At 33.0% G+C, this 16,722-nt stretch carries 17 protein-coding genes; 6 read left to right on the top strand and 11 right to left on the bottom strand.

Going from position 1 to position 16,722, the window contains the following annotated elements; translation table 11 throughout:
* Window positions 1–141: 141 nt before the first annotated feature.
* From AOB58_RS12085 to AOB58_RS12075, 3 genes are all read right to left on the bottom strand, one after another.
* Window positions 142–489, bottom strand: coding sequence for a transcriptional regulator, SarA/Rot family (locus AOB58_RS12085; RefSeq protein ID WP_021338429.1), 348 nt, complete (start codon window positions 487–489; stop codon window positions 142–144).
* 350 nt (window positions 490–839) lie between these two features.
* The gene (locus AOB58_RS12080) at window positions 840–1,199 is read right to left on the bottom strand and encodes a hypothetical protein (RefSeq protein ID WP_002506919.1); all 360 of its coding nucleotides are present in this window, start codon (window positions 1,197–1,199) and stop codon (window positions 840–842) included.
* A gap of 14 nt (window positions 1,200–1,213) precedes the next feature.
* Window positions 1,214–2,266 (bottom strand): LLM class flavin-dependent oxidoreductase, encoded by a 1,053-nt coding sequence (locus AOB58_RS12075; protein WP_002506918.1) that lies wholly within the window; start codon window positions 2,264–2,266, stop codon window positions 1,214–1,216.
* Window positions 2,267–2,763: 497 nt separating this feature from the next.
* On the opposite strand from AOB58_RS12075, the gene AOB58_RS12070 reads away from it, so the two are divergent.
* The gene (locus AOB58_RS12070; RefSeq protein ID WP_002506917.1) at window positions 2,764–3,513 is read left to right on the top strand and encodes a CHAP domain-containing protein; all 750 of its coding nucleotides are present in this window, start codon (window positions 2,764–2,766) and stop codon (window positions 3,511–3,513) included.
* Window positions 3,514–3,699: 186 nt separating this feature from the next.
* Here the strand turns inward: AOB58_RS12070 and AOB58_RS12065 are convergent, their stop codons facing one another.
* From AOB58_RS12065 to AOB58_RS12055, 3 genes are all read right to left on the bottom strand, one after another.
* Window positions 3,700–4,197 carry a hypothetical protein gene (locus AOB58_RS12065; protein WP_064783506.1) on the bottom strand — a complete coding sequence of 166 codons (498 nt, stop codon included), beginning with the start codon at window positions 4,195–4,197 and terminating at the stop codon, window positions 3,700–3,702.
* Window positions 4,198–4,318: 121 nt separating this feature from the next.
* Window positions 4,319–5,713, bottom strand: a complete 1,395-nt coding sequence (gene nhaC, locus AOB58_RS12060) for a Na+/H+ antiporter NhaC (protein ID WP_002506915.1) — start codon at window positions 5,711–5,713, stop codon at window positions 4,319–4,321.
* 27 nt (window positions 5,714–5,740) lie between these two features.
* Window positions 5,741–6,811: an NAD/NADP-dependent octopine/nopaline dehydrogenase family protein gene (locus AOB58_RS12055; protein ID WP_002506914.1), complete on the bottom strand. Its 1,071-nt coding sequence runs from the start codon at window positions 6,809–6,811 to the stop codon at window positions 5,741–5,743.
* A 258-nt stretch (window positions 6,812–7,069) separates the two neighbouring features.
* Here AOB58_RS12055 and AOB58_RS12050 point away from each other — a divergent pair, with 258 nt between their 5' ends.
* The 5 genes from AOB58_RS12050 to AOB58_RS12030 all read left to right on the top strand — a co-directional run bounded on the left by AOB58_RS12050 (window position 7,070) and on the right by AOB58_RS12030 (window position 10,463).
* On the top strand, window positions 7,070–7,441 hold the full coding sequence (locus tag AOB58_RS12050) for a DUF4870 domain-containing protein (protein WP_002506912.1): 372 nt from the start codon (window positions 7,070–7,072) through the stop codon (window positions 7,439–7,441).
* 339 nt (window positions 7,442–7,780) lie between these two features.
* A complete protein-coding gene (locus AOB58_RS12045; protein WP_002506910.1) occupies window positions 7,781–8,245 on the top strand; it encodes a CHAP domain-containing protein in 465 nt (154 codons plus the stop codon).
* A 360-nt stretch (window positions 8,246–8,605) separates the two neighbouring features.
* Window positions 8,606–8,926 (top strand): DMT family transporter, encoded by a 321-nt coding sequence (locus AOB58_RS12040; protein ID WP_064783505.1) that lies wholly within the window; start codon window positions 8,606–8,608, stop codon window positions 8,924–8,926.
* On the top strand, window positions 8,926–9,240 hold the full coding sequence (locus AOB58_RS12035) for a DMT family transporter (RefSeq protein ID WP_002506908.1): 315 nt from the start codon (window positions 8,926–8,928) through the stop codon (window positions 9,238–9,240). Before AOB58_RS12040 ends, AOB58_RS12035 begins: the two co-directional genes overlap by 1 nt.
* Window positions 9,241–9,506: 266 nt before the next feature.
* Window positions 9,507–10,463 (top strand): 2-hydroxyacid dehydrogenase family protein, encoded by a 957-nt coding sequence (locus tag AOB58_RS12030; protein WP_002506907.1) that lies wholly within the window; start codon window positions 9,507–9,509, stop codon window positions 10,461–10,463.
* 101 nt (window positions 10,464–10,564) lie between these two features.
* On the opposite strand, the gene AOB58_RS12025 is transcribed toward AOB58_RS12030, so the two are convergent.
* From AOB58_RS12025 to fdhF, 5 genes are all read right to left on the bottom strand, one after another.
* A complete protein-coding gene (locus AOB58_RS12025; RefSeq protein ID WP_064783504.1) occupies window positions 10,565–11,689 on the bottom strand; it encodes an FAD-dependent monooxygenase in 1,125 nt (374 codons plus the stop codon).
* Between the two features lie 181 nt (window positions 11,690–11,870).
* Window positions 11,871–12,647, bottom strand: coding sequence for an N-acetylglucosaminidase (locus AOB58_RS12020; RefSeq protein WP_064783503.1), 777 nt, complete (start codon window positions 12,645–12,647; stop codon window positions 11,871–11,873).
* 25 nt (window positions 12,648–12,672) lie between these two features.
* Entirely contained in the window at window positions 12,673–12,906 is a 234-nt protein-coding gene (locus tag AOB58_RS12015; protein WP_021338436.1) for a hypothetical protein, read from the bottom strand.
* Between the two features lie 291 nt (window positions 12,907–13,197).
* Window positions 13,198–13,662 carry a helical membrane plugin domain-containing protein gene (locus tag AOB58_RS12010; protein ID WP_064783502.1) on the bottom strand — a complete coding sequence of 155 codons (465 nt, stop codon included), beginning with the start codon at window positions 13,660–13,662 and terminating at the stop codon, window positions 13,198–13,200.
* Window positions 13,662–16,616, bottom strand: coding sequence for a formate dehydrogenase subunit alpha (gene fdhF / locus AOB58_RS12005; protein ID WP_002506902.1), 2,955 nt, complete (start codon window positions 16,614–16,616; stop codon window positions 13,662–13,664). The genes AOB58_RS12010 and fdhF overlap by 1 nt, the downstream gene beginning before the upstream one ends.
* Window positions 16,617–16,722: the final 106 nt, after the last annotated feature.

Below are 16,722 nucleotides of genomic sequence, written 5' to 3'. Positions count from 1 at the left end.
AATATTAGTATAGCACATTTAATTTGGTTCTCAAATCATATTTTCGTACAATATATAACTATAATTATAAAATTACATTATTCAGAATATTCAAACCATTTAGACTTACGCACAACCTTATTATCATCAAGCTTTCACACATTAAAACTGTTCTTGTAAGTTCTCAATAAGTTCATTAATTTTATCACGTTGTGCTTGATTTATATATACTACTACAGTTCTTTCATCTATATTGCTTCTTTTTTTATTTAAAAAATCCATTTTTATAAGCTTTTGTAAAGCCTTCGTTAAATAGTATGGTTTCAATTCTGAGTATTGAGCAATTTCTTTTGCAGTGACGTCATTCTCTTTACTATTATACAGATAATTTAATATCAGTACCTCTTCGTAATTTAGTTTATAGTTCTTTTTCGTTGTTTTAAAAAATTTCCTACCTTGTTGATAAGTTGCAATAAGTTCATTTAGTGACTTGAAATTTTGTTCATTCACAAAACCACTCCTTTTGTTATATCTTGATGTTAGGAATTTAATTTTATCCTATTTAACGCCTTTAATTCAATATGCTTAACTATGAAAAATATGAACAATTCCTACTCTTTTTTTAATCTTTTATTTTTATTTTTAAATTTTAGTGGTTCATTCACCCTTTTTATTACTAAAAAAAGACATAGGTGTAAAAATTTCAATTATCAAATATCTCTATTTAAAATAATGCATTTTGATATTTTAAATGAGCTATATCAATTCATACAAAAATGCACAGCAAATGTTAGACTATTATCCAACATTTGCTGTGCATTTAAACGATTGCTATTTTAAATGATTGAGTTCTATCATTATTATTTTTTCTTAAGATCAACTGTATCTATGAAGCTTAATGCTGCTAAACTTGTTAAATCTAATGCATGTTTAGCACCTGCTTTACCATGTCCTGCTTCAAAGTGTTTAAATGCTGCTACACCTAAAACTGAAATTGTTATAAGTGATGCAATACGTGATAATCTTTTACTTGCAAAGCTTAAAACGAAAAATACAGCACTTAATGCTTCAAGTGCTCCTGCCAATGGCATTGCATTCGATGGCAAATTAAACACTTCAACAAAAGATTCTTTCATTGATTGATCACCTTTAAGTTTAGGTTTTGATGCATCATATAATTCCTTAGCTAATTTTAAATTTGTTAAATAACGTAATATCATTATAAACGCTCCTTTTATTTGTTTTCAAAATATTTATCTACAATAGGCTTTACTCGCTCTGCTAACAATTTAATTGTATTGATTGTTTTATCATGTGGCATAGAACCTACAGGTGTATGCAGCATAAAACGAGTAAGGCCTAGTGCTTCAATTGTTTCAATTATCTTTTGTGCAACGGTTTCCGGACTTCCAACATACAAAGCGCCATGTGGACCTGCTTCACGATCGAAGCTGTTTTCATCATATGGTGGCCAACCCCGTTCTTTGGCTAATATATCATGACTCGCTTTTACCGATGGGAAAAACTCACGTTTTGCCAACTCATCTGTTTCAGCAATGTAACCCCACGAATGCGTTGCTATAGGCAATTCATTTATATTATGTCCGTAAGATCTAGCAATAGATTTGTACATATCAATGTTTCTTCTAAATCTTTTTGGATCACCGCCAATTATAGCATAAGTTATAGGTAATCCTAATGCTCCTGCTTTCAATGAAGATTCTGGCGTTCCTCCAGTTGCAATCGTAATTGGTAAAGGCCCATGCTCCGCCTTAGGATAAACACTTAAATTTTCAATAGAAGGTCTTAACTCCCCTTCCCAATTTACAATTTTCTCTTTATTAATGGTCATTAATAAATCTATTTTTTCATTAAAGAGTTGTTCATAGTCTTTTAAATCATAGCCAAATAATGGAAATGATTCAATAAATGAACCTCTTCCTACCATTATTTCTGCACGTCCATTAGAAACTGCATTTAATGTAGAGAAACGTTCATAAACTCGAACAGGATCATCAGAAGATAATACTGTTACTGCACTACTTAACTTTATATGCGTTGTATTACGAGCTGCTGCTGCTAACACTGTAACGGGATCAGATACTGCATAATCTGCTCGATGATGTTCTCCCAAACCATATACATCTAAACCATATTGGTCAGCTGTTTCTATTTCTTCTATTATATTTCTAATTCTTTGTCCATTACTTATAGCTGCTTGTCGTCCATTTTCCATATGAATATCAATATTATCTGCAAATGATGTCAAACCAAGTTCTATTTTCAAATAATCACCTCACAAACTAAGTATAATTTTTATACTTCTATATTAAATACTTCATTAGAACATGTCAATTTCAATGCTCTAATTCTTTTCTTTCCTATTAGAACAGCATTTAATTTACATTAACCTTAATTCAATACTTTTTATATAGTCTTTATTTAAAGTGTTTTTTCAAATATTTAAATAACTAAATTCTCTCATATTTTATTGTTTGTAATTTTCTGTTATTTTACAGCTTTGTAATAAACTGAAGTGCAATTATACACTGTAAATTTTGTAAAGGTTATATTAACGGCATTTTAAGCCTAAAATGCCTCTCTTCCTTTTGTTACATTACGCACTTCATTATTAGAACTAAATTACAAAACGATAACAAACCCCACAAACAGTGTTTTTTCTGATAAAGTAATTCTTGTCGTTAAAACAGCGAAAAAAATTATAAAAAATGTCTTTATGAGACTGGGATAAATGATTTACAATTATTAGGAGGAAATTTAACAATGAAAAAAATCGCTACAGCTACTATCGCTACTGCAGGAATCGCTACTTTTGCTTTTGCACAAAATGATGCAGACGCTTCAGAAAATAACAATGGTGGGTATAACCCAAATGATCCAACATCATACAGCTATTCATATACAATAGATCAACAAGGTAACTATAATTACACTTGGCAAGGTAACTGGAACCCAAGCAATGCTGACCAAGGTCACAACAACAATGCTCAAAGCAATAACAGTGGTTATAGCTACAATCAAAATGCTTCTACAGCTACTAACAGTAACTCAAACCAATCATATACAACAAATAACCAAGGTACTGGTGGAAGCGGAGCTGTTTCAACTTCTACTTCAAATAGTAATGTTCAAGTAACAACTACTAGCGCACCATCAAGTTCATCAAACTCAATGGCTAACACTTCAGGGTCATCAAGCAACCTTTATACTTCAGGTCAATGTACATATTATGTATTTGATAAAGTTGGCGGTAAAATTGGTTCTACTTGGGGTAACGCAAACAACTGGGCAAGCGCTGCAGCTGCATCAGGTTACACTGTAAACAACTCACCTTCTCAAGGTTCAATCTTACAATCATCAACTGGCGCAATGGGTCACGTTGCTTATGTTGAAAATGTAAACAGCGACGGTTCAGTTAACGTTTCTGAAATGAACTACGGCCAAGGTGCTGGCGTTGTTACTTCACGTACAATCTCAGCTAGCCAAGCTTCATCTTACAACTATATTCACTAATAAATGTTTTAAATAAAAAAGACAATCCATGAGGATTGTCTTTTTTTGCTATTTTTTCTTAAAGTTCTTCACTTTAGTGATTATTCAGCTATAGTATTAAATGGAAAAAGGGGCCAAGATAGAATTCAAAATTTGATTTCTATCTTGGCCCCTTTTATGTTTCAGTCTTCTAAAGTCTTATACTTATTAAAACCAATACGCTGTCGCTATCCAATATATAAAGGCCATCAAATAAAGTAATGGAAAACTTTCTGAAGCTTTACCTTTAATCCGTGTATATAACACACATACACCTATTATGAGTAAAATAACTGAAAAAATAAGTCTTACAATAAACATTGTTTGCAATGAAATTATTGACGTCGCTGCCAACGGTAAAATCGCTACTACGATTGTTAATATAACAATAATAATCGTGTAGTAAATTGTATCGCTACTCTTATTTCGATGAGAATTAATCCAAAATATAATGAGTCCAAATATCGTAGTTAGTAAAATTTCATGTATTATCGTTGAACTATTTAACAATTCGGTCCTATAAAGTAATATCGCTACAATATACAATACAAAACCGATTGAAAAATAGATTATAGAAGGAGTCTTTACTTTTTTATCTACATTGAAATATTGATGAATTCCTGATGCCAATAGTAATATCGCTACAATTATCACTAGATATAACATAGAATCACCTCATCCATAGTTATATATAACCGAATTATATATTTTTAAACTTATAATTCATTATTTATATTAAGAATTATAAGTTTTTCTCTTTCAACGATATAGATTTAAATCATTTAGTTTATTGACTCTTTGCTTTTTTAATGCCAATACCTGAAAATCCATAAAAAATTGCAAATATGATACATAGATAACATGGTACTGCCCAAATAAAGAATTGATCCACTGATACACCTAACTGTTGTGTATAATAAATGCCTGATGTTCCCCATGGAATAAGTGGAATAATCATTGTACCTGAATCTTCTAGTGTTCTTGATAAATTAGAACGATCTAAATTCATATCATTATACATTTCCATCATTAACACACCGACCATGATAATGACTACAGATGCCACACCAGCAGCGAGTACCATTATTAAGCTACCTATTACGGTCGCTAGTATTAATTGTCCAACTGAATTAATGTTTTTGGAAATTGTTTTCAAAATAACATCTAAACAACCTGCTTTTTCAACAATACCTGCGAAGGCATAGCCACAAAAAATAGTAACAATGATTTCTGTCATACTCATCATGCCGCCCTGCTCAACCAAATTAATGGCTCTATCTGATAAATCTCCACTACTTGCCGCCACCATGCCTTTATTAAAACCATCGAAAGTGGACTTAAATCCATCTACAATATTAAATCCATGATTAAATGCGCCAACAATGATTGCACTCAAACTTGAAATAAGCATTGCAGGTACAGTCGATATTTTTAATAACAAACACGTAATAATAATCAATAAAGGAATCCATACAAAAATATTTATATTATAAATTTTAGATAATTCGCTAAGCATTTGATTCACTTGTGACGTATTAGTATTTCCACCAAATTGCATACCTGCAAAATACCAAACGATTAAGCCGATGATTGATGCTGGTACAGTCGTCCATATCATGGCTCTTATATGCGCAAAGATATTCACTTTTGTTACTAAAGCTGCTAAATTTGTCGTATCTGAAAGTGGTGACATTTTATCACCAAACACCGCCCCTGCAATTATGGCACCTGCTGCCATACCTGGCGTAATATGTAATTGTGTCGCTATAGCCATTAGCGCTATGCCGGCTGTAGACGCAGAGCCCCATGCTGTCCCTGTGGCAACTGAAGTAATTGCACATATAATAAATGCAGATACTAAAAATAAATTAGGATCTAAAAATTCTAACCCATAATAGATCAAAGCTGGGACAGTCCCTGAGTACATCCATGTACCTACGATAATTCCAACCGCTAAAATGATAAAGATAGCTGGCATTGCTGTAGCTAAGCGATGTGTGATACCTTCTTCCAAATCTTGCCATTTCAACCCAACACGTCTTGCTATAAATGCAGCATATGCTGATGCTAAAATTAATAAAGCTTGTATTGGAATTTCAAAAACAACAAATCCTGTAATTACTATTATAATCATTACTATAATAGTAGAAATTGATTCTAAAAATGTTGGTTGTCTTGTCATACACAGTCCCCCTATTGTTAGTTTAAATTAATTAAGCCCCAATTTTTCTTTGCCTAATTCATTAATAGTGAGTCCTTCTTCAAAAAAGTCACGCTCTAAAATAGTAGATGCTAACACGATAATGGCATCAATGTTTGGCGTTTCAACCTCAATTTCACGACCAAGACTAGACCATAATACGAGTCCGTATGCAATATCTTCTGTTAAATAACGATTTTTCACATGGTTTGGTCCTTTGATTTGTGAAAACACTGGACTCGTGTTAAACAATCTATTTAAAGGTTCATCTTCATCTTTTCTTTCTAAATAACCACGTTCAATACGTGCTTCTTTAGCTGGAGACAATTCAAAGCCTAACTTACGTCCTAAAGTTAATCGTTCTAATTCTACTGCGTGTAATAAACGAACAGTATGTTTCGTTATACCTTCTTCATATAATGCAAAGTCATCTGCATAATCGATGCGTCCTACATTGAGTAATGTTGGACCTGGATGCACTTCTGGATTCCCATTCTCAAGATTTGTTTTCCAAAGACTTTCCTCTTTTACAACATATGGATATAGCGTTTCAATTTTGTCAAAGCTATCACTTAAATGTTCTTTATCATATGTTGAGAAATGAACCTTTCTTACATTTAATGATAAGTCCACGTGAGCTTCATCAAAATTCACTCTCGTCCCATAAGTTAATGTGTTCACTTCAGCAAATATCGGCATAACTTCTATACGCATATCTTCTAAGACGTTCATAAATCGAATTGAAGCCATTGCCGCTGCGATATTAAAGAAAATTAATTGCTTATCATTAATAAATGGTGCCATCGTATGTGCATAATGCTCAATAAATGTAGATGGTATAATAACTTGAATTATTTCTGCATCACTAACAACATATTCCATGTCATCACTGATATCAGTAAATTCAATGAACGTTTCTTCTCCTTCATTATTAAACGTAAACCCGCCTTGCGCTATCGCCTTGTCAAACTTATCAATAGATTGATTTCGACAATATAACTTCACCTCATGTCCTTTATGTTTCATATCTAATGCTGCTGTAACAGCACCATTTCCTGATCCTACGATTGCTATCTTCATAAATACCCTTCTTTCTCTAATGATTTGTATATATGAGTGTTTTAAACATTACTATAATGTATATCCAATTTAGATTTCTGATAAACACTGGTATTCAACCTATCCCTAGTTGCATTATATTCATTTGTTTCATCCCATTAAATACACTATATTTTAAAAAATTCACTTTGCTAATTTTTAAATTGTAGCCTTTCAAATTAAATATCATTTAAGAATAAAATTTGTTATAGTTATGCTAATAAGGGAGGCGTGATTCATATGGATGAACAATATAATACAAACCAATCTTCTACAGTTATAAATCAAGAACCAAGTAGCGATGATAGATTAATGGGTACTTTAATCTATGTGTTAAGTTTTTTCACTTCATTAATAGCACCACTAATTATTTGGCTCATTAAACGTGAAGATTCACCATTCATTGACAAGACTGGTAAAAATTATTTCAACTTTTTACTTTCTTATATGATTTGGCTCATCGTTGCTTCAATAGCGATGTTTATCATAATAGGTTTTATCTTATTCCCTATCATAGCTATTTTGAATTTTATATTTACTATCGTAGCTGCTGTAAAAGCATATAATGGAGAAGACTATTTACCACCACTTTCAATTAGATTTTTCAAATAAAATGAATCTAAATTTTGTGACTTATTACAACTGTTGTAATACAAATTAGTTATTTTGAATGTTAAGTTATTGTAAAACCTTATACCATAGCTCTTTACAAACCATTACAAGCCGATACCTTTCTGTAACCTCACATGTCGTTTATTACAACGATATGTGAGGTTTTTTTAATTGTTTTACAAAAGCGTAACAAACCACACAAACCTAAATTCATCTGTTAGAGTATTACTTGTCGTTGAAAGCAAAGCGAAAAATAAAACATTAACTTTAAAGACTATCGAACGAATAACATAAATAATAAATATTAAGAACGTACAAATTTGGGAGGATTTTTTAATTATGAATAAATTAGTAACAGCAACAACTATCACAGCAGGTATCGGCGCAGCAATCGTAGGATTAGACCAAGGAAATGAAGCAAGTGCAGCAGAGCAAACTCAACAAACACAAACTACTACACAAGAAACTTCAAGCTCAAGTGCTAACTTATACACTTCAGGTCAATGTACTTGGTACGTATTTGATAAAGTAGGCGGAGGTATCGGTTCTACATGGGGTAATGCAAATAACTGGGCTTCAGCAGCTTCATCTGCAGGCTACACAGTTAACAACTCTCCAGAAGCTGGATCAATCTTACAATCATCTGAAGGACCAATGGGCCACGTTGCATATGTTGAAAATGTAAACAATGACGGTTCAGTAACGGTTTCAGAAATGAATTATAGCGGCGGACCTTACTCTGTAAGTGAACGTACTATCTCTGCTGGTGAAGCAGGTTCATATAACTATATCCACGTTAACTAATATTCGCTAGTACAATATAAATTAGAATATGTCAGAGTGCCAACAAAGTCTAGAACTTTGTTGGCATTTTTTTGTGCGTGTTTTTCGTGGGCACTTCCTCATCCTATAGTCTTCGAATTATGATTGATTAACTAGTGAATCATCGGAGCAAAACACTGCCCCTTTTTAAAATAATATACTCAATCATTCATCAATATCCGTTTATAGAGATAACCACATCAAAATAAATATGAGGACATCACGCGCTATAATTAAAAAAACAGCATTTAGCACTAAATTTTTTTATATGATTTTTAATATTGCAGTATAACAGAATATTTGAGAAAATAAGAGCGTTTGATGAAAAAAGGAGGCACAACGATGCAATGGTTCAAAGTTATACTTGCTGGACTTATAGAAATATTATGGGTCACTGGCTTAAACACTGCTGATTCGTTACTTAGTTGGATTGGTACGATCATCATTATTATTATAAGGTTCTTTCTTGTTATTGCTGCGTGTAAATCATTACCCGTCGGCACTGTTTACGCCGTATTCGTAGGTATTGGCGCAGTCGGTACTGTTTTAGTGGATATGTTATTTTTCGGTGATCCTTTTAACTCTATGAAAATTATCTTAATTACACTATTGGTAGTAGGTATTATCGGTCTAAAATTAACTACAGAGGAGGCTGAAAACTAATGGCTTGGTTTATTTTACTCATTGCAGGTCTATTAGAAGTAATCGGTGTAGTCATATTAAATGAAATTACACGCACTAAAAGGAAATCATTAGTCGTCTTATTAGCAATTGCTTTTATCTGTAGTTTTAGCACGCTCAAAGTAGCAATGAATGACATTCCTATGGGAACTGCTTATGCAATTTGGAGTGGCATCGGTACTGGCGGTGGCACACTTGTAGGTATGTTGATATACAATGAATCTAAAAATGCAAAACGTATATTCTTTATTGGTTTGATTATTTTTTCCATAGTGGGCTTAAAGCTCATAAGTTAGAAAAACAAATAATAAAATACACTTTCTAAATCATGATATAAAAATAATAGCAATAATTCATTGTTTAATAGTGGATTATTGCTTTTTTAAGAATGCTATGTATGACTTATATACTTTATGATATATAAAGAAGCAACAAAGAAATCGTTTTCTATAGCTTTTTCGTCATTATATAAAAGAACACACAAATATTTCTTTAATAAATATAATAATTTGTTTAGTGCTTTGAAGTTTAATATACTAAATATATAATGGAGGGATTATACATGGTAAAAGTTTATATCGCAGGTCCAGTACCTGAAGTAGGTTTTGACTTGTTAAAAGATCAAGGTTATGAGGTTGAAATGTATGAAGGCGAAGGTATCATTGATAAAGATACTTTAAAGCAAGGGGTTAAAGATGCTGACGCTTTAATTAGTCTGTTGTCTACCAACGTAGATAAAGAAGTAATTGATGCAGGTAGCAATTTAAAAATCGTCGCAAACTATGGTGCAGGTTTTAATAACGTAGATGTAGCCTATGCTCGTCAAAAAGACATTGACGTTACAAACACACCAAAGGCTTCAACAAATTCTACAGCTGAATTAACTTTTGCACTCGTACTTGCAGTTGCAAGACGTATCGCTGAAGGTGATAAATTATGCCGTACAACTGGCTTTGACGGATGGGCACCATTGTTCTTCCGTGGCAGAGAAGTTTCTGGTAAAACGATTGGTATTATTGGCTTAGGTGAAATTGGTGCTGCTGTAGCAAGACGTGCCAAAGCGTTTGATATGAATGTGCTTTATACTGGCCCTAACCAAAAAGTCGATAAAGAACGCGAAATCGGCGCCAAGTATGTAGACTTAGAAACTTTATTAAAAAATGCAGATTTTGTAACAATTAACGCTGCATATAATCCAGATTTACATCATCAAATTGACACTGAACAATTTAAAATGATGAAGTCAACGAGTTATTTAATTAATGCTTCGAGAGGCCCTATCGTTCATGAACAAGCTTTAGTACAAGCATTAAAAGATAAAGAAATTGAAGGCGCTGCTTTAGATGTTTTCGAATTTGAACCAGAAATAAACGACGAATTAAAATCACTAGATAATGTAGTACTCACACCACATATTGGTAATGCGACATATGAATCTCGTGATATGATGTCTAAAATTGTTGCGAATGACACAATTAGTAAGCTAAATGATAAAAAACCTAAGTTTTTAGTAAATTAAAGAATTAGTTGCTAAAAGCTTAGTTCTAAATACTTAGTACAAATTAAAGCACCCATCCATTAAAAATATGGATGGGTGCTTTAATTTGAAATATTCCAAGTTTATTTACTTTTGGATTTATATAAAAACTTAGTTTGGTTCGTAACTAACTTATTTGGCAAAGCCTTTGCAATGCCATTTCTTACAGCTACAATCAGTTTATTACTACGTTGTGCGAGTTTGCCTATTTTTCTAGAACGTGTAATTACTTTTTTAGTGTGTTTTACACGTAATTTATCATAGCGTTGTAACGCCTCATCAAACGAATATGACTGAAGACAATTTGCTAAGACAATCGCGTCTTCCATTGCTTGTCCAGCGCCTTGTCCCATGTTTGGCGTCGTTGCATGCGCTGCATCACCAAGTAAAATAGCACGTTGATAAACAAATGTTTTCAGCGGTTTTAAATCATAAATATCATTTAATAAAATATCTGTTTCGCTTTGTTTATCTAATACGGTTCTTATTTCATTTGGAAAACGATTAAACCTGGCTTGTAAATGAGGTTTACCATAGGTTTTCATTTTACTATCTTTTTCTTTCGCATTAATAGAAATAAACCAATAGGCTTGATTGTTTAATAAAGGTACAACCCCTACTCTCCCTTTCGTAGACCAATACTCTTTAGCAATTTGAGCATCTTTAATATCCACATCTTCTACCAATCCTCTAAACACTGTATAGCCTTGATATTCAGGCTTACTATTAGGTTCAACCGTATTTCTTATCTTAGAATGTACACCATCTGCACCAATACATAAATCAAATGCTTCTTGCTGTTGTGTATTAAAATGTAAAGTCACTTTTAAATCGCCATTATCAATATGAGTTACAAAATGATCTGTATAGATTGCTTCTTCCGGTACATAAGATTGAATCACATCTATTAAATCTTGACGAGACATTGTTAAGTTCACCGTATTCTTTTTTAACTTCACTTTGGATAGCACGTTATTTTTATCATCTCGCACTTCCATTGTATCAATGATTTGCCCAACATTTTTAATCCCTTTTGCTAAATCATGCTTTCCTAATTTTTCAATAACGTTACCACCAATGCCGATACCTGCACCTATTTCAGCTACTTCATTGTTTTTTTCAAATACTTTGACATCATGTCCTTGTTCAATTAATAATGCTGCAGTTGTTAATCCACCAATACCCGCGCCAACTATAGCTATTTTCATTTTCAATTCACTCCAAATTTTCCTAGTCTATTCGATATTAACACTTTTATAAAACTTTATATTAATAAGCTCTTTGATATTAGCCTAAGTATTGTCAATAAGTCATCACACAAAAAAGATAACAAACGTATCATGAAAACACCCTGTTATCTTTCGTCATAAATATATTATAACTCAATTTTTACAAATAATAATCCTTATTAATATGATCTTTCTTTATACCCAGTTTATCATAATAAACCTTCATAAATGTGGCGATGTTTTCGTCCCATTCTACATCACTTGCATATTGGTGTTCTCCAGGTGATTTAGGATTCCAACGCATTCGATACAATGATAATTGTTCATTTTCAAAGTAATTACCTCTTATAAATTTAGCTCCACCCATAATTGCGCGTTCTGGTGAAGTCCAAGATTGCTTTTTAGCAAAACTGCTACCTGTGTGTACTGCATTTTCATCAAATGCACCTATACCGTAAAAATTATAGTAATGCTTACCATCATCTTCTATACCTTTAGCCAATTCAGATTTACCATTACCTGTTTCAACAAGCGCATGGCTCACAAGGTATAACACATTAACTTCATATTTGTCTTGTGCTTTTAAAAATGCATCACCTTTATTTTTCAATATCCCTTTATCTTTTAAAATATCATTTACTTCTTTTTCTGACATTAACACTTTTTCAGAAATATCCATATGATTCAAGTTATCTTTGTCATCATTTACATCCATAGCTTTTTTAACATCAGCTTTTGAAGCCTCAACAAATCGACCGTTTTTTTCTGTCATATTTAAAGTGCCTTCACCAAGTTGCTTATCTACCGCTTCATCAAAAGAATGTGTCTTTTTATCATCAAATAGGTGTGTTTCGTTTATAATTAATAAAATCGTAAATACAATGATGATAATGAGCATAATAAATAATGTTAATCTTTTCTTTATAATTTCATTCATTATATAATAACTCCCTAGCTTACACTTATTTAGTTAATGTAACATAAGCAATAATAATAGCAATTAAGACAACTACAAAAGAAATGTTAAGCGCTATCCTCATAGCTTTCTTATCTCTAAACAACATATTGAATATCATTAAACTGATGACTAATGAAACTGCGAACATTGTAATAGCCATTACCATATTCATCATTATTAAAAAAACAATTCCCAAAACTAGAAATACATTTGAGATAACCGCCATGATTTTAATCATTTTCGCGTTGATAAGCCTTCCACTCCTCGCCCTTAAAAATTTATAAAATTTAATTCTAATAATAGAAATTGTATCATATTTACCATTGTTTCAATATGTCAATTTTAAAACAATAGGCTGAAGCGCTTGTATAAAAACTGCTTATCTTCATAAATGAAGTAGAAGTTCTTTAAAAGCTTGATATAAGTGCATTTTCAATTCAGTCAACTACTGTCAACATAAAAAATGAGACTGAGACATGTGCTATGTCCCAGCCTCTAACTTTTATTTTAACTATTTATTAGGGAATACTTATCTTGACATACCTCTAAGCATATTCATCATATATGTCAGACTACGATTCATTTCATCATCTTTCAACATACCCATCAAGCCAGTAATCGATGTTTTTTGATTCGGATTGGCCTGATTTGCAACACGTAAGCCTTTGTTTACTTTATTTAACATCTCAGATAAGTCATTTACATCTAAGTCACCTAATAAAAATACAAGTGAAGCCATATTTGAAATCAAACCTGAATATTGTTCTTTATTTAATTCAACAGAGAACTTATTGGCTATAACGCCTCTACTTTTAATTGCACCAGACATAGCATCTAGCAATTTAGCATCATCTAAAGTGCTAATGATGTTTATTGCTTTTAAAATGCTATCTTTGTTTGCAACAATTGCATCTGTCACTTCAGCTAAATTTTCCTCTTTAATCTCTGTTTCAGTTTTTTGCATGCGTTTAATATTCGTTATTCTTTCAGCCATTATTTATCCACCTGACTTCCTGGGAAAGTATAATCTTTACGTTTCCATTTGTCTTCAACTCGAACGCTGTATTGTGGTTGACGTTGTTTATTTACACGGAAGTTCGTAGGGTTAAGTGGTGATTTACCTCTTCTTGTCTTCACTTCCATGCGACAGCTTGTACGTTTATAAGATGGAGTATCTGTATCTTTGTCTACATCACTATTTGTTAATAAGTTAATCGCTCCATGGTCACCATTTTCCATAGCATTATTATTTAATGGGATATAGATTTCTTTACCTTTAACTCTATCCGTCACATGTGCCACAAGTTCTAATTCACCAGTTTCAGAAATTAATTTAATTTCTGCCCCCTCATGAATACCTCTATCCTCAGCTAGTTCAGGAGATACTTCAACAAATGCATTTGGCATTTTGTATTGAAGTCCTGGTACTTTATAAGTCATATTGCCTTCATGGAAATGCTCTAATATACGACCGTTATTTACATGTAAATCATATTCTTCATTTACTTTAAAGAAATTATCAAATGTTAATGGATAGAACTTCGCTTTTCCATCATCAAAATTAAAGCCTTCTAAGAACAGTGTCGGTTGATCTGTACCATCTTCTGCAACTGGCCATTGTAAACTGTTATATCCTTCTAAACGATCATAGTTCACACCTGAATATGATGGCGTTAATCTTGCGATTTCATCCATGATTTGACTTGGATGTGTATAGTTCCAATCATAACCTAAAGTTTTGGCTACAGCTTGGATAATCTCCCAGTCTGGTTTAGAGTCACCTTTAGGTTCTAAAGCTTGGTATAAACGTTGGATACGACGCTCAGTATTTGTAAATGTGCCTGTTTTTTCTAATGATGGACTTGCTGGTAACACTACATCTGCGTATGAAGCAGTAAATGTAAAGAACTCATCTTGTACTACTAAGAAGCCAACTTTTTCCAATGCAGCTTGTACATAGTTGATGTTAGAGTCAACGATACCTGTATCTTCACCATATAAATAAAGTGCATCAATTTCTCCTTCATGTATGCCTTCCATCATTTGATGGTTATCTTTACCTACTTTTCTAGGTAATGTTTGACCATATTCGCGTTCGAATTTTGCTCTTATTTCATCGTCAGTAACACTTTGATATCCTGGGAATTTGTCAGGCATACTCCCCATATCACTACAACCTTGTACGTTATTATGACCACGTAAAGGATAAGCGCCTGTGCCTGGTCTTCTATAGTTACCTGTTGCTAATAATAAATTAGATATCGCTGTTGAAGTGTCACTACCAATGTCTTGTTGTGTCACACCCATTGCCCATGCGATTGATACTGATTCAGCATCTACAAGTTGATGTGCAAAGTCTATTAAAGCTTCTTTAGAGATGCCCGTTGTTTCTTCCGCAAAATCCATTGTAAATGGCGCTAATGATTTATGATACGCTTCAAAGCTGTTCACCCATTCGTCGATAAATACTTTATCATGAAGATCGTTATCGATAATGTATTTAGTCACTGCTGACAACCAAACTAAATCAGTACCAGGTTTAGGCTGATAGAAATTATCTGCGCGTTCAGCCATTTCATGTTTACGTATATCAAACACATTTAAAGTATTGTTATATAGCTTATGACCACGTTTAATACGTGAAGCAATAACTGGATGAGCTTCTGCTGTGTTTGTACCAATTAAGACAACCATATCTGCAATTTCAAGATCATCTATTGAACCAGAGTCACCACCATGACCTACCGTTCTAAATAGCCCTTTTGTTGCTGGTGCTTGGCAATAACGTGAACAATTATCTACATTATTTGTGCCAATGACTTGTCTTGCAAGCTTTTGCATAAGATAAGACTCTTCATTTGTTGCTTTTGAAGATGATATAAATGCTAAGCCATCTGAACCATGAGAGGCTTTAACTTTATTAAAGTTATCAGACACAACTTTTAGTGCTTCATCCCATTCAACTTCTTCAAATTGACCATCTTTACGTACTAATGGTTTTGTGAGACGTTCTTCTGAATCAATATAATCCCAACCGAATTTACCTTTAACACACGTTGCAATTTTATTAGCTGGTGATTCTTGTTGAGGTTGAACTTTTATAACTTCTCTATCTTTTGTCCATACATCGAAAGAACAACCAACACCACAGTATGTACATACTGTCTTAGTTTTTTCGATACGCTCTTCACGCATTGCTGCCTCTGAGTCAGAAACTGCAAACAACGGACCATAACCTGGTTCCGCTTTTTTCGTTAAATCAATCATAGCTGCTAATGATCCAGGCTCTAAATCAGTCATATAGCCGGCACTGCCTTCCATATTGACTTCCATCATTGCATTACATGGACAGACTGTTGCACATTGACCACAACCTACACATGATGAATCGTTGATTGAAGTATCATTATCCCAAATCACTCGTGGTTGTTGGCGTTCCCAATCAATTGTAAGTGTTTCATTTACTTGAACGTCTTGACATACTTCTACACAACGACCACATAAAATACATTGATTTGGATCGTAACGATAGAAAGGACCGTAATCTTTTTCGTATGGCTTTTCTTTATATTCATAAGTTTGATGCTCTAAACCCCATTGGTCCATTGTATTATGTATTTCACAGTCGCCATTGTTATAATCACAAACTGTGCAATACAACATATGATTTTCTAAGATTCTGTCTAAAGCTTCTTTTTGGCTTGTTTGTACGTTATCATTTTGCGTATTAACAATCATCGGTCTATCAATTGTGGTACCACACGCACGTGCCATTTTACCGTCTATTTCAACAGTACACGTGTCACAAGTTTGTATTGGACCTAGCGATTCGTTATAGCATATTGATGGAATAAATGTATCTTGAGATTTGATGAACTCAAGTAAATTCGTCCCTGGTTCTACAAGATAATCTTTGCCATCTAATGAGACAATCAAATGTTCTTGCATTCTCTTCACCCCTATTATTATTTATGATGCCCGCGTTATATATCTATTAGGTGCTGAATAACATTCCATCTAAAAAGCCCACACTTTTTTAAGATAATGTTATCTA

Origin of the sequence: Staphylococcus sp. AntiMn-1 (assembly GCF_001663395.1) — a bacterium.
Lineage (GTDB): Bacteria > Bacillota > Bacilli > Staphylococcales > Staphylococcaceae > Staphylococcus > Staphylococcus equorum.
The sequence above is the reverse complement of the archived record's forward strand: the minus strand, read 5'-3'. Positions and strand labels throughout refer to the sequence as shown.

Excerpts from the sequence above, each read along its gene's own strand:
- AOB58_RS12025 (WP_064783504.1), bottom strand. The coding sequence starts at position 11,689 with ATGAAAATAGCTATAGTTGGCGCGGGTATTGGTGGATTAACAACTGCA.
- AOB58_RS12050 (WP_002506912.1), top strand. The coding sequence starts at position 7,070 with ATGGATGAACAATATAATACAAACCAATCTTCTACAGTTATAAATCAA.
- AOB58_RS12035 (WP_002506908.1), top strand. The coding sequence starts at position 8,926 with ATGGCTTGGTTTATTTTACTCATTGCAGGTCTATTAGAAGTAATCGGT.
- fdhF (WP_002506902.1), bottom strand. The coding sequence starts at position 16,616 with ATGCAAGAACATTTGATTGTCTCATTAGATGGCAAAGATTATCTTGTA.
- AOB58_RS12015 (WP_021338436.1), bottom strand. The coding sequence starts at position 12,906 with ATGATTAAAATCATGGCGGTTATCTCAAATGTATTTCTAGTTTTGGGA.
- nhaC (WP_002506915.1), bottom strand. The coding sequence starts at position 5,713 with ATGACAAGACAACCAACATTTTTAGAATCAATTTCTACTATTATAGTA.
- AOB58_RS12010 (WP_064783502.1), bottom strand. The coding sequence starts at position 13,662 with ATGGCTGAAAGAATAACGAATATTAAACGCATGCAAAAAACTGAAACA.
- AOB58_RS12080 (WP_002506919.1), bottom strand. The coding sequence starts at position 1,199 with ATGATATTACGTTATTTAACAAATTTAAAATTAGCTAAGGAATTATAT.
- AOB58_RS12055 (WP_002506914.1), bottom strand. The coding sequence starts at position 6,811 with ATGAAGATAGCAATCGTAGGATCAGGAAATGGTGCTGTTACAGCAGCA.
- AOB58_RS12020 (WP_064783503.1), bottom strand. The coding sequence starts at position 12,647 with ATGAATGAAATTATAAAGAAAAGATTAACATTATTTATTATGCTCATT.
- AOB58_RS12070 (WP_002506917.1), top strand. The coding sequence starts at position 2,764 with ATGAAAAAAATCGCTACAGCTACTATCGCTACTGCAGGAATCGCTACT.
- AOB58_RS12030 (WP_002506907.1), top strand. The coding sequence starts at position 9,507 with ATGGTAAAAGTTTATATCGCAGGTCCAGTACCTGAAGTAGGTTTTGAC.
- AOB58_RS12045 (WP_002506910.1), top strand. The coding sequence starts at position 7,781 with ATGAATAAATTAGTAACAGCAACAACTATCACAGCAGGTATCGGCGCA.
- AOB58_RS12065 (WP_064783506.1), bottom strand. The coding sequence starts at position 4,197 with ATGTTATATCTAGTGATAATTGTAGCGATATTACTATTGGCATCAGGA.
- AOB58_RS12040 (WP_064783505.1), top strand. The coding sequence starts at position 8,606 with ATGCAATGGTTCAAAGTTATACTTGCTGGACTTATAGAAATATTATGG.